This is a genomic window from Arthrobacter zhaoxinii (assembly GCF_024385505.1).
Lineage (GTDB): Bacteria > Actinomycetota > Actinomycetes > Actinomycetales > Micrococcaceae > Arthrobacter_B > Arthrobacter_B zhaoxinii.
This window is the reverse complement of sequence record NZ_JANFLT010000003.1, coordinates 1-13401: the sequence shown is the minus strand read 5'-3', so window position 1 is coordinate 13401 and position 13401 is coordinate 1. Positions and strand designations below refer to the sequence as shown.

Below are 13401 nucleotides of genomic sequence, written 5' to 3'. Positions count from 1 at the left end.
TCTGTACCGCTAACCGGCGAAGTGGTCCCAGCCGATGGTCGACGGCGCCTGCCCGCCGACGGTGACGCCCTCCCCTGCGGCCACGTCGCCAATCCGGACAAATCCCTCGGGCAGGACCGCGTCCGGCGGGAAGGTGGCCAGTAGCCCGTGGTCCTCTCCCCCGCCGAGCACCCAGGCCAGCGGGTCAGCTCCCAGCCGGGCTGCTGCCGGAGCCAACACCTCGGCCCGGGAGGTGAGATAGCCGGCGTCGAGATCTATGGCCACGCCCGAGGCACGGGCGATGCGGCCGGCGTCGCGCACGAGGCCGTCGGAGACGTCCAGCATGGCCGTGGCGCCGGCAGTTGCCGCCTGCGGACCCAGATGGACCGGCGGATGGGGACGGTTCTGTGACGCAACGAGCCCCGCGAGAACCTGGTTCTCCTCTTCCCGGACTATTGAGTAGTCAAGGCTGCTCTCCAGCACGGCCAGGCCGGCTGCGGCAGCACCCAATGCGCCGGAGTGTGCCAGCACGTCTCCGGGGCGGGCTCCGGAACGCAGGACCGGTGCGCGGCCCTCGAGATCACCGGTGACGGCGGCCGTGACCACAATCTGGCTGCCACGGCCCAGGTCACCGCCCACCACCGAGCAGCGGCCCGCGTTCAACGTTAAGGACTGCACCCCCGCCGCAAGTCCGGTCGCTAGATCCTCTACCCATGCAACCTCGGTGCGGCCCGGAAGCGTGAGGCTGACCACCAGCGACGTGGGAACGGCGCCCATGGCGCTGATGTCGGACAGGTTCTGCGCAGCGCATTTCCAGCCAACGACGAATCCGGTAGTGCGGTACCCCGAGGGCCAGAGCAGGCGGAAGTCTGCGTCCTGGACGAGGGTGTCGATGGAGATCACCATCCGGCCGTCCGGCGCAGCGATAACAGCGGCGTCATCGCCCGGCCCGACAAGTGCCGTCGTGGGTCCGAGCCGGGGGAAGATTCGGGCCAGGAGCGCCTTCTCGTCGAGCTGGTCCACGGTCAGGGCTTCTAGCGGCACGGGCTGGTCCTCTGGTTATTGTCTTGAAGCTACCGTGTTGAAACTAGCACAGCAGTGTAGGACCGACCCGGCGGAGCCCTCTGATCGGAACCCACAGTGGGGGCTGCGGCGGACCATCATGCCAAGAGTTACGCGCGTCGCGTCTGGCTCTTAGTAGTACTGCAGGCCCGATTGGGCTGCTAGTGGCAGCGCTGTTCTGTCCAGCGGGGGCTCCTGCGGTGACTGCCAGCCAAGTTCAGTTCCAATTATGTGTCGGCGGAGGTGGCCCTGGAGACGCTACGGACAGGCCGTCTGACGGTCGTAAACCGTAGAGTATGACCGCCACAAACAGCCCGACGCCTTCCAGTTGCGGCAGCCGCTGGGCTGCGAATGTACGCTACAGGGTCCAGGTATGCCTCTGCGTGTCAGACGAACTCAAGGTCTTATGCACTCCGTTAAGCACGAGTCCGGCTCCGGACTGAACGTCCGGAGCCGGAAGCACCAATGTGGTATCAAACTACCGCTTGACCTCAATCGACCAACCAAGAACGACTCCGGGCTCCGGATGTTGAAGGAGAATCGATTGGCTGTCTTCAACCTGCCCGAAGACAGTTCCGCACAAACTGGTTGAACTCTCGTCAGCACCAGGCCCAACAACGCTTCGTGCCGTCGCATGACCAAAATTGATTATCAACACATGTTCAGAGCGGTCATGTCGCAGTGTTGCCGAGGTCTCAGAAATCTCCGCCGAAACCCCCTCACCGAGATGAAGAACACTATAAATAGGTGAGGGCTGTAAGGCCGACCGATCTGCCGGCAAAGCGATGTCTCTAAAATGCAACTGCAAATCATCCAAATAACCATCTACGCTTCGCTTCACGAGCACATCCGAATACGCCTCATGATGTCCAGAGAGACAGAATCTGTTACCTTCAGCCTTTCCCTCCAATCGCGAAAGACCCGGGGCGATGGAATAGCCTACGTCGGGAATCGCAACAGCACTGTGTGCCCATGCGCCTCTCAGATATCTCGGGACGTCCTCAGCGTATGCGTGCGAGTGGAAGCTAGGATCAACCAACCATTCGATACCGTCATAAAAGAGCGTGACCGATAGATCGTCGCAGTGCTTGTGGGTTGGCGATATAGAGGTCGCCAAAAACGTCATCATGAAGCTGGAACCGTGGGCATTGCCCTTAACCACCGAGTAACCTGCGTCGGGCAGTACCAAAAGATGCGGAGACTCATATGCTGCCACACCTGACGTTTTAGCGGGGAGATGATTGCCGTATCTAAAGGTATCCCCGTTCGCCGGAGAACGACCATTAGGGTAACGAAAATACTCAGTCCAGGCGTCAAGCTTATCCGCCAATCGACTGAATTCACCGGTTCCAGTAGCAAGCTTTTCGACCGCTCCGGCGAGCCGCACTATACTTCCGACGCCAGCGTGGTAACCGGAAGAGTTCTCGGCAAACACCGCATATTCGTCCTCCAAGACTATCAATCGCGAAAATTGGTCCCGCAGACGTTCCAGCCCTTTGGCGATTCTTCGCTCGCTTGCACGACAACGACCAGCAATAGCCGAAGCCGAAACTAACGCTAGATCCTGAAACCAAGCATGGTTATGGTATCGAGAAACCTGATTTGCAGCATAAAAAGATTCAGACTCAAGGAGCCGACTGTGTGCCTCTATGGCAACTTCTAAGCGTCGTGAGAACCGGTAATCGTGCCCCGATGAACCGCCCATATGCTGGACTAATAGCAGAGCGATAAGACGTTCAGCAGTACCGTGGTCGTACCATGCGTACCGCTTGTCGTCCGACTCCCTCCACAAATTGTCTTCGAGCCAGCTTTGCACCAAGCTTTGCCCGGCCAGTACCGCAGCGTGGTTATCATTGCGGCGGCCATAGATAACAAGATTTGCAGCGAAGTAAAGAGAATGCCATATATATCGATATGTATCGAATGCGTACAATCCATCGGGTACTCTTTCAGAGCTTCTCCAGGGGAGCTCGACGCCGCCCGGCATCGGAAATCGACCTGTTCCCAAGAACGTCTGGATCTGCTCGGCAACTCCATCGGAGGTTGCAATCACGTAGTCCGCGAGCAGCTGAATGAGTGAGTCTTCTGGTTTCAGAGGCGACACCAGCCCAGAGGGGCTTTCCGCCTTCTCCATCCACGTCGCACACCAAGCTATGTCGAGAGCCGCCCCATGGGCGGCAGGCTTTCCTTTAATGAATACTCGAACGTCCGATATAGGGCATGGCCCTACAGGCTCGAAACCGTTCTGGACCTTAAAGGCCAGATCTTGGTAGGAAACGCTAAGATTCAGCCATTCCTTCTGCCGCGTATGGACTACCTTGACATGACGATATTGACCTTCGTGCATATGACCGACCGCGATATATTGAACACTTTCCCAGTCCTTTAGTCGGAATCTGGCGCTGAGCCCGTTGCCGGCAACACCTCCCGCCGGCAGTTTTATTGTTGCTTCATAAACGCCGATTTCGCCCTCAAAATCGATAGTAAGGCAGTCGTTTGAGTAACTCCATAAGCCATTACTATGAAGCGGACTGTTGTCCGGAGCCAGCCCTCCTGCTTGAACAGTGCGACCCCGGCTAAACGTCACTGGCCGAATCGATGTTAGGTGCCGGCCTGCAACTTCAGCACCCACATCTGGCGCGTTAAAGCCTTGGACCATACTCCGAGACCTACCGGAATTCTCCACCCCTCCGACTAAACTATGCAGGCTGTTTATTGTGTGTTCGTATAGGGCAGGAACATAATGAAACGGCGAAGGTCCCCACTTGTGCGACGGATCGGAAACGAAGAGCTCGGGCGGGTAGTCGATAAATCGCACCCCATCCGCTTCTTCAAAGAACGCGTACAACTCGGCCAGTATCTCGTTATTTTCGTCAACATTGGCTGCTGGTGCGACCTCAACGCCGTGCACATCGACTGCGGCCCAGAATACGCGGTTCACCACGATGCGCTCTGGCGGTACGACCTCTAGCAGCTTCCTCAAGCCCTCCTTGAAGGTAGACTTGTGCTCCTCCGAGCCTGGACGAACTATAGCCATATCTTCTATGTTCATCCCGCAACGCTGTGCTTCTGGTGAAAACGTGTAGAAGGCCGAATCACTACGAACCGTTTGCAGTCGTTCGTCGATCAAATCAATGAGGAGAATGTCGTACTGCGATGTCGCCAAACGGTGGGGAAGTAGCTTATACAGATCCGTCTGGACCATGGCCTGTTGGAAAGTGCTTGTGTTGGCCTCCAGATCGATATCCGGGATTTCACGAAGCATAGGCGAGAAGGCGCTACCGATCGGAGACCTCGCACTATAGCCAGACAGGAACGGGGCTAGCGGATGTTCAAAGGCGTCCCTAGAGACGCAACTTCCGTAGATATAGACCTTCGGCATTTTACTGAATCCCCGCCTTTGTTTCCTGCACTCGATAGACAGAAACTCCCGGCGTATTTGACCGTTGCCTGATTAGCTGAACTTCCGCGTCTATAGTCTTCTCCTGCCGGCTTTGCTGGTACACGCGCCGGGATGCTGCGGCTGACATTTCCAGGAACTTACTTGGGTCATCCCACAGGGACGCTATACCATTCGCCATGCTGGCGGCGTCCTCGGCAGGAGCCAAGATTCCACAGGACGGGTCGACGAACTCCGGTATAGCAGTAACGGCCGTGGTAACTGGGACTAAGCCGGATGACATTGCCTCATCCCTCGACACTCCTTGGCTATCCATCCTGGTGGGCGACATAAAAACGCCGTAGCCCTGATGTAGTTCGGCTATGTCACTTTGTGCGAGGAATTCGCGGCGTATCTCAACATTTTCCAGCTCATTCAGGGGACCGAGGACTTCGTCGAAAAGTACTCCATCGCCCACAATCAAGATTGATGCCTGCGCGAAATTCGGGTGCTTACGGAGGTGAAGGATAGCCTCAACAGTGAGATCGTTTGCATACTTCCTAGACGCAAAGGGCCGAATGCTCAATATCCGGAATCGGTCTTCTGGCAGCTTTTTGTTGTACTTGAATATTTCCGTATCCACGAAGTTATGAATGACACTGTATCTATTGGCCGGAAGCTTGATGCCGACGTCGCTCATGACTTCCTCAGCGAAATACCGCGACACTAAGACGAAGTGCAAGTTTGGATGGATAGAGGAGAACACCCTCCTCCAGAACGACATGCGTACAGCGCTTAGTTGCTTCGCTTTATCGCGTTCAGCCTCGGTGGCATAGTTAAAGTCGCGTCGGTACCATGGCTGAATTTCGGCACCGTGAATCCAGACAATTACAGGGATCGACTCTACGAAGGGCTCCAATACCGTCCATATGGTCTCATCCAGGAAGTGCACCAAAACACTGTCGAATCGATTAGTTCTGACGGCAGCATCCAGGTCTTCCGCATTGCCAACTTGTACGTCCACGCCCTCAAACTCATAGGTGCCCGGCCTCAGCCGTTTATTCAATACAAAAACCGTCGTCTGTAATCCTGCATCGCGATAGCTTCTAACCCTACTATGGACAAAGCCGTTACGATAGAGATCGCCATATGACGGGTAAACGTTCGTCACCAGCAGTTGTGACTTGGCGTTAAGAATACCCACAGAAGTGCCCGCACGCTCGATGGCGCCAAAGGATATTCCCGAAACATTACAGCTGCCGGATCCTTGAATTCGCAGGCCTAGATGGACATGACTGGTGTTTTCTGGCGCAGAGAGAACCACATTGCTATTCACGGGAAGGACCTGGCTACCTAGGCGATCGCCGGCTAGATCCAAGAACAGAACGACCAAAGAGATAGCCGCACCAGGGCGACTGACAACATGCAGTCGCGCTTCGTTTTCGTCCCCCAGAACTTCGGCGAATGGAATTGACGCACGAGCATACACGTAACGGTGTTTGTCTGCAGGTAGTGTAGAACTCACTGCTAGCCCATCAGCTGAATGGGTTATTTGCACTTCCCCCTTACCATGCGATGCCGGAAAATTGACAGCAAGGGCTTCTGCGTTCCAGCCACTGACGATATCTGGCAGTGGTCTGTCTGGTTGAAGCGTTTCTGCCTCATTCAAGAGGTTTGACAGCGGCAACCCCATATTGATTTCGAGATCCCACGTTGAGGTATCTGCGAGCCGCTGGCAGGGGGAAGCATAATCAAAACTCGGAAGAGTTATGATCCGGAGACCACTGATGCGGACATCGAATGGCGCCTGCGTGCCCTGAGCATAGCGGACCACGGGCATAGCCTCAGTACGCCACACTGAACTCATTGCCGGTGAGCTATCCACTCCGGCATAGGCGTTGAGGAGTCCGAGAGGGTCTCCTTCGACGGGTACACGACTTACGCAGTCGACGTCGCCAAACTCGAACGCTCTGACGGCATCCTGTAAGAAGTTGGGACCGTAGCTAGCGGCTGTATTCCAGACAGAGACCAAGGGAGCATCTGTGAGCGCTGGCAGCTCTAGGTTGCCTTCTGGCTTCAGGAGATACCTGATACCTTCCGCCTGGGGCGGCAGTTCAATCGAGTTGTTGTCCGGGTCAATGAGAACGATAAGCTCTTTATTGGTCCACGTTTGGTTGTGAAACTGGGCGATGGCCAAGTCGATTTCGGTGGATTCTTTTACCCCAACGACCACGCCGACCTTCGGCGCCTCTCTAGTTGGCGGGTCCACCCATATCCGCGACGCAATATAAGCTAGGCGATCTTGGGTGGTGTGCTCTGCGAGAACCTTCCGAAGAGCGAGGAATCGAACGTATGCGGCGAACGAATTAGTCGATGCACTGTCTCCCTCCCCCAACAGACTCCGCACTTGGCTCTCAATTTGTCCAGCATCATCGGATGACACGACCAAGTCGCCGAACAGAAGGCGGAGACCGAGAGAGTAGTTACTGACGACATGAGTATTTGACAGGACTAAGTCGAAGACGCGACGAGCAAACATGCTCTGCGACTGCTTTACAGAGTTCAAGTTGATGCCGAATTCAAAGCCCTTGTAGGACTTGTCTATTTCGCTGTACTTCAACCCTCCCGCAATAAAATCTTCATACTCATCAGGAAACCGAAACTCAGGCTTATTCTCGCCAAAATTACGATCGAATATCGTGACCGGGCCGTGCGCTCTGACCCCGCTTATTAGGGCATCGAAATTCTTGCTGCGTTCTTCGTACCTTTTATAGTATGCGCCAGCGAAGCTGAAACCCGGCTTGCGATCTGCGTTCAGAGGGTTGTGAAGCGCTGGCTCGCAGAAGAACGGCATAACGTACACCCTGTTGTGTCCAAGGGCTTGTTTGTACCTAGGAACAGAACCTAGATCTGTCGTGAAAACAAAATCGAACAGGCTTGCCGTGGACACAAAGCCGTTATAGTGTACCGGATCTTCTTTATTCCAAAAGATGGTAGGAACATGTTCGGCTTTACACCAGTTTATTAGGGCGACCAGCTCAGGGCTTACACGGTCAATCTTCTTGTGCCACTCACCGTCGTTTCCGTTCCAAGCTGATTCCACTAACAACAGATCGGGCTTGAACTCCCCAACCTCAGATTCCCAACCTGTAGCGTTCGGGCGCAGTAAATTACACGAGACTTCAAAAGCCGACGCTGTAAATTCGTCCATAATTCCCAGAACGCGAAGCCCGCGGACAGAGTCAACGGATATCTCCTGCCCACGGATTCTGTTGGACCTACTATTAGGCAGGGGAGGGCGCTCATAGGCACCATCCCTGAGGGTGTCAATCACGCTATGCAGCGCAAGCGCATTGTTTCGGAGTATCGTATTCTGCGTTTCGACAGCTGTAACCGTTCTTGCGTAGGCGCTTCCCTGGAGCACGCTCGTCCGGGTGGGTTCCTCATTAGGAACGACATCTCGTATCAGGCGTACGCCCATGTTCCGGTATACCTCTTGTGCCAAGTCTTCATTCGAGCTCAACTTACTGCTTCCCCTTTTACTTAACCCGTCGTGACATAATTTCGCGCAGAACCGTTCGAGGTAAACTCGGGACAAGCTTCCACGAGCTGCTCGGATTTTCGATCGAGCGCACGATGTGGGAACCAACTCGCATACTCAGACTCGCTTGTAACTGCGCGAGTTCGTCCCTCAGCCGCTCCGCGTCACGAGCAATAGCACCGCGTGTAACCGTCAGTCTCTTTATCTCTCTAGTGGCCTGCCGGAGACTTTCGTCCCGCTCGTCCAACAAAGTCTGTAGTCGCTGGTTTCGTTGTTCCAGGGCAGACAAAGCCGCTCTGAACTGACCGCTTTGCTGCTCCATGGCTTCAGTTGTGCGTTCCAGCAACACACCCATTGATAAGAGCTGACTTTCGATAGCAACCCGCATCGAGTTTTCAAGCGATGTTGGTACGGAGAGGCCCTGGTCCGGTCCGTTTTGAATTGATTCACGGCGTTCCGAAACATTTGTTTCATGGCTGAGAGCGCCCTTTTTGTGCTGCATTAGTAGTAAGACCCCATTTTCATGCACCGCTACGCCACCGTCACACACGGCGTAGAGCTCTTATATTCACTCGTCAAGTGATCCCACTCTAATGGATATCTGCGAGTGCATCGTGCAAGCCGCTCTCGGCACGAGACAGAAATCTGCCGGGCCTGCGGGGAGACGGCCAGCGAGCGGGACGCGGCGTTATCGTAAGTTCTGCGATACAGCCCGCCCTAGCACCCTTGGAAAACCCCTGAATGCAAAAAGGCCGGTCCCGGACAATGTCCGGGACCGGCTAATATATGTGACCCCAGCGGGATTCGAACCCGCGTTACCGCCGTGAGAGGGCAGCGTACTAGGCCGCTATACGATGGGGCCGTGTACAGTGCTCCGAGCTTTACAGCTCAGGCACTTCCTTGCCGGTTTCCAAGAACCGGCCTGTAAAGTATTTCATACTCTTTCAGAGGAGACCAATCGGGGCTAAACCACCATTGATTACCGCTGGGATACCAGGACTCGAACCTAGAATGTCGGTACCAGAAACCGATGTGTTGCCAATTACACCATATCCCAATGCGCTTTTCTGGCTGCATCTTGAGGACTTATCCTCGGCTGCAACCCCTCAGCACGAGATATAACTATACACGGCTTCCGGACCAAGTACAAAACGGGCCCGAAGGCCGCGCCAGACCAGCTCCAGCAGCTCCCCGAGCGAGCCGATGGTGTGCCCCCCCCCCAAGGAGCTACTGCTTCGTCGGGGGTGCACCGGAGAAGGATTGTCCGTGCGGTCGAGCCAGACGCCCAGCAGGCCGGCGTTGGCCGCTCCCACTGCATCCACGGTGGGGTTGTCCCCGACGTAGGCAGTGCGTTCCGGCTCGCTGCCGAGCAGGCGCACTCCTTCATGGAAGATCGCCGGCTCCGGTTTGGCCGCGCCCACGGTGTCGATGCCCACCAGGACCTTGATCCGCTGCAGCCCGGCGGCGTCCAGCTTGGCCCGCTGGTAATCGTGGACATTGTTACTCACGGCACCGTACGCAATGCCGCGGGCCTCCAGCGCGTTCAGGAGGGGCACGACGTCGTCGAACGCCCGGAAGTAGCGAGGCAGAGCCGCTTCGTAGGCCTCGTTCCAGGCGCGGGCGGCGTCACTGTCCAGCGGCGCCAGCCCGGCCCGTTCGCGGGCGTGCTGCAGGCGCAGCACCCGCTGGTCGGCAAAGCCCAGCCGGCCGGACAAATAGGCGTCGTAGTGCCCCTGCGGGTCGGCGGCGAACAGGGAGGTATAGGCCTCCCAGTCCGCCGCCGTGAAATGGGTCAGGTCATCGGCGCCGACCGCCTGCAGCGTACTGCCCATGGCAGCCTGCAGGTCGATGAGCGTTTCGTCGATGTCGAAGAGCACTGCATCGACGGACCTGCCCATGATGACAGTTCCCTACGCGGCGGCGCGGAAGGCGCGGATCCGTGCGAGGGAGGATTCCCGGCCGAGGATGACCATGGATTCGAACAGGGGCGGTGAGATCCGGCGTCCGGACACGGCTGTGCGGACCGGGCCGAAGGCCAGCCGCGGCTTGATCCCCATGTCCTCCACCAGGGCCTGGCGCAGCGCAGCCTGGATGTTCTCCGCAGTCCAATCGGACACGGAGTCCAGGGCCGCCAGGGCGGCGTCGAGCACCTCGGCCAGGTTCGCCGGCAGGCCCTTCCGGGCGTCGTCGGCAACGTCGACCGCGTCGTCGGCCTTGAACAGGAAGCCGAGCATGTCCGGAGCCTCACCCAGCAGGGTGATGCGTTCCTGCACCAGCGGCGCGGCTTCGGTCAGGATTTCCTCGTCACGCGGGGTGAGCGTCTCCCCTACCAGGCCAGCCTCCTGCAGGTACGGGACCAGACGGTTGCGGAAGTCTTCGGCCTCGAGCATCCGCACGTGGGTGCCGTTGATGGCCTCTGCCTTCTTCAGGTCAAAGCGGGCGGGATTGGCCAGCACGTTGTGGATGTCGAAGTTTTCCACCAGCTGGTCGACGGTGAAGATGTCCTCGTCCGCGGACAGGGACCAGCCCAGCAAGGAGAGGTAGTTCAGCAGGCCTTCGGGGATGAAGCCGCGTTCCCGGTGCAGGAAGAGGCTGGATTCCGGATCGCGCTTGGACAGCTTCTTGTTGCCGGCACCCATGACGTACGGGAGGTGTCCGAACAGGGGCATGTACTTGGCCACACCGACGTCGATCAGGGCACGGTAGAGGGCCACCTGGCGCGGGGTGGACGACAGCAGGTCCTCGCCGCGCAGAATATGGGTGATGCCCATGAGGGCATCGTCCACCGGGTTGACCAGCGTGTAGAGCGGTGCGCCGTTGGCCCGGACCACCACGAAGTCGGGAACGGTTCCGGCCTTGAAGGTGATCTCGCCGCGGACCAGGTCCGTGAAGGTGATGTCTTCATCCGGCATCCGGACGCGCAGCACGGGTGAGCGGCCTTCGGCCCGGAAGGCTTCGATCTGTTCCGGGGTCAGGTCGCGGTCGTAGTTGTCGTAGCCAAGCTTGATGTCACGGCCGGCGGCACGGTGGCGTGCTTCGACTTCCTCCGGGGTGGAGTAGGACTCGTAGATGTAGCCGGCCTCGCGCAGCTTCGCGATGACGCCCTGGTAGATGTCGCCGCGCTGGGACTGCCGGTACGGTTCGTGCGGGCCGCCTACTTCCACGCCTTCATCCCACGTGATGCCGAGCCATTTCAGCGCGTCGAGGAGCTGGAGATAGCTCTCCTCGCTGTCGCGTGCGGTGTCGGTGTCTTCAATGCGGAACACCATGGTGCCCTTGGTGTGCTTGGCATAGGCCCAGTTGAAGAGGGCGGTCCGGATGAGGCCAACGTGCGGTGTGCCCGTGGGAGATGGGCAGAAGCGCACGCGTACGGGCGTGTCATCGGTAACGGTGGGAAGGTCAGCTAAGGGAGTGGGAGCGTTTGTCATGATGGTTCCCAGTTTAGACTCTTCCGTCAGGTAGCCGCCTTATTGGGCGTAGGACAGCAGCCAGAGGAAGACTCCGCCGCCGGCAACCGCTCCGGCCGCGGCGGCGGCCAAGCGTCCTGACAGGTTCCCCTGCCGCAGTCGAACGGCGAGGAAAGCGGCCAGTACGGCCGCCAGGAGGATCCCCGCAGCTGTTCCCGTCAGACCCGGGAGGAGCAGGGCCGCCGTCGTTCCCAGGATCACGGCGCCCGCGCCCAGCGTGAGGTCCAACCAGGACCAGGAGGTGAAGGTATTGGCGATGAGCAGCACGACGGCGGCAGCCAGCAGGGCGAAGACCGCGGCCGAGAGCGTCAACGGTCCCTGCAGCCAGAGGATGATCCGCTGGAACATAAACGCCAGCGCCGCGGCACCCAGCACGGCGGGCGGGAGGGACGACGGCGGCAGGCGGCGCAGGTCATTGCGGCGCTGCAGATAGGAGACCAGGACTGCCGGGAAAACACCCATCAGCAGCGCAGCTCCGACGCCCCACGGCAGGGCTACGCCCGGTGAAAAGCTGAGGAACGGAGCGGCCAGGAGAATGAGGGACCAGATGAGCGAAGCCCCTGCTGTCTTTCGTCCGGTCTCCCGGACCGCTCCGCGCGGCATCAGCTGCGGACGGTATTGGCCAGGCGGCCAATACCTTCGATGTCGACCTCGAAGCGTTCGCCGTCGCTGATGATCCCGACGCCTGCGGGGGTGCCGGTGAGGATGACGTCGCCGGGCAGCAGGGTGAAGGCCTGCGAGACGTAGGAAACCAGTTCCTTGACACCCCAGATCATGGAGTTGGTGTTGCCGTCCTGAACCAGTTCACCGTTGAGGTAGCCGCGGACCGCGGTGCTCTCGGGATCCAGTTCGGTTTCGATCCACGGGCCCAGCGGGCAGGAGGTGTCAAAGCCTTTGGCCCGGGCCCACTGGTCGTCGGTGCGCTGGGCATCGCGGGCCGTGAGGTCGTTGGCGCAGGTGTAGCCGAAGATCACTTCGTCCACGCGCTCAATCGGAACATCCTTGCAGATGCGGCCGATGACGACGGCGAGTTCGGCTTCGTAGGAAACCTCGTCCGAGAAGGACGGGAGCACCACGGGATCGTTGGGGCCGATCACCGAGGTGTTGGGCTTGAGGAACATCAACGGCGCCGGCGGCACCTCGTTGCCCATTTCGCTGGCATGGTCGGCGTAATTGCGGCCGATGCCGACTACTTTGCTTCGGGGGATGATCGGGGCCAGCAGGCGCACGTCTTCCAGCTTGTGCCGCTCCCCCGTCAGCTGGACGCCCGAAAAGAACGGGTCACCCTTAATGACGGCGATTTCTTCGCTGCCTTCTTCTCCGCCGACCACGCCGAAGGCGGGGTCGCTGTCCTGTACAAATCGAGCAATACGCATGGGTCTAAGCCTAGTAGACGATCTCTTTTACTGCTGCGGAGTGGGATAGTCGACGCATGTTCCCGTGGCTACCGGCGCTGGCGGTTCTGAGCTGGCTTGGATTGCTGGTCCATAATCTGGCCGATCTGCCCGGCCAGACGCTCCTGAGCCCGGAATCATTCCTGCCGCTGGTGCTTCTGCTCGCGCTCCTGGTCCTGTGGTTTACGCCCCGTCGGCTGTGGGCCGCCTGGGGGATGCTGGTATGGGGAGTGCTGAATCTCATAGGCGCGGTTTTTAGCGTGCTTCCGCTGCCGGTCCTGCCTTTCGATCCCGAGCAATCGGCGCGGCATTATGCTTTCCACGCTCTGTACGGCGTCACGCAGCTGCCGCTACTAATAGCGACGACTGTATGGCTCCGGCAGCGCGGCAGCAATCCTGCCGAAGGATGTTAAACAGGTCAGGTCCCGCACCAATGGTGCGGGACCTGACCCTCTCTACTAAATATTGTCCGGCGGTGACCTACTCTCCCACATCCTCCCGGATGCAGTACCATCGGCGCTGTGGGTCTTAGCTTCCGGGTTCGGAATGGGACCGGGCGTTTCCCCCACGCTATGACCG

Annotated in this window: 9 protein-coding genes, 2 tRNA genes and 1 rRNA gene; 1 reads left to right on the top strand and 11 read right to left on the bottom strand. The window is 58.5% G+C overall.

Annotated elements, in window-relative coordinates:
- Nucleotides 1–9 precede the first annotated feature (9 nt).
- The 10 genes from thiL to NNX37_RS06660 form a co-directional block, all read right to left on the bottom strand.
- Nucleotides 10–1023: a thiamine-phosphate kinase gene (thiL, locus tag NNX37_RS06705; protein WP_255791553.1), complete on the bottom strand. Its 1014-nt coding sequence runs from the start codon at nt 1021–1023 to the stop codon at nt 10–12.
- A gap of 496 nt (nt 1024–1519) precedes the next feature.
- A complete protein-coding gene (locus NNX37_RS06700) occupies nt 1520–4423 on the bottom strand; it encodes a DUF6270 domain-containing protein (RefSeq protein ID WP_255791552.1) in 2904 nt (967 codons plus the stop codon).
- A gap of 1 nt (nt 4424) precedes the next feature.
- The gene (locus NNX37_RS06695) at nt 4425–7631 is read right to left on the bottom strand and encodes a glycosyltransferase (protein WP_255791551.1); all 3207 of its coding nucleotides are present in this window, start codon (nt 7629–7631) and stop codon (nt 4425–4427) included.
- 328 nt (nt 7632–7959) lie between these two features.
- Nucleotides 7960–8463, bottom strand: coding sequence for a hypothetical protein (locus NNX37_RS06690; protein WP_255791550.1), 504 nt, complete (start codon nt 8461–8463; stop codon nt 7960–7962).
- A gap of 287 nt (nt 8464–8750) precedes the next feature.
- Nucleotides 8751–8823, bottom strand: a tRNA-Glu gene (locus NNX37_RS06685).
- Between the two features lie 123 nt (nt 8824–8946).
- Nucleotides 8947–9018 (bottom strand) — tRNA-Gln (locus NNX37_RS06680).
- A gap of 49 nt (nt 9019–9067) precedes the next feature.
- Nucleotides 9068–9859: an HAD family hydrolase gene (locus NNX37_RS06675; RefSeq protein WP_255791549.1), complete on the bottom strand. Its 792-nt coding sequence runs from the start codon at nt 9857–9859 to the stop codon at nt 9068–9070.
- Nucleotides 9860–9871: 12 nt separating this feature from the next.
- Nucleotides 9872–11389, bottom strand: coding sequence for a glutamate--tRNA ligase (gltX, locus tag NNX37_RS06670; protein ID WP_255791548.1), 1518 nt, complete (start codon nt 11387–11389; stop codon nt 9872–9874).
- A gap of 39 nt (nt 11390–11428) precedes the next feature.
- Complete coding sequence (locus NNX37_RS06665; protein ID WP_255791547.1) at nt 11429–12031, bottom strand: hypothetical protein; 603 nt, start codon at nt 12029–12031, stop codon at nt 11429–11431.
- Nucleotides 12031–12804, bottom strand: a complete 774-nt coding sequence (locus NNX37_RS06660; RefSeq protein ID WP_255791546.1) for a fumarylacetoacetate hydrolase family protein — start codon at nt 12802–12804, stop codon at nt 12031–12033. Before NNX37_RS06660 ends, NNX37_RS06665 begins: the two co-directional genes overlap by 1 nt.
- A gap of 56 nt (nt 12805–12860) precedes the next feature.
- On the opposite strand from NNX37_RS06660, the gene NNX37_RS06655 reads away from it, so the two are divergent.
- Nucleotides 12861–13235, top strand: a complete 375-nt coding sequence (locus NNX37_RS06655; protein WP_255791545.1) for a hypothetical protein — start codon at nt 12861–12863, stop codon at nt 13233–13235.
- Between the two features lie 54 nt (nt 13236–13289).
- Here the strand turns inward: NNX37_RS06655 and rrf are convergent.
- Nucleotides 13290–13401: ribosomal RNA gene (gene rrf / locus NNX37_RS06650) — 5S ribosomal RNA — on the bottom strand; the annotation flags it as partial.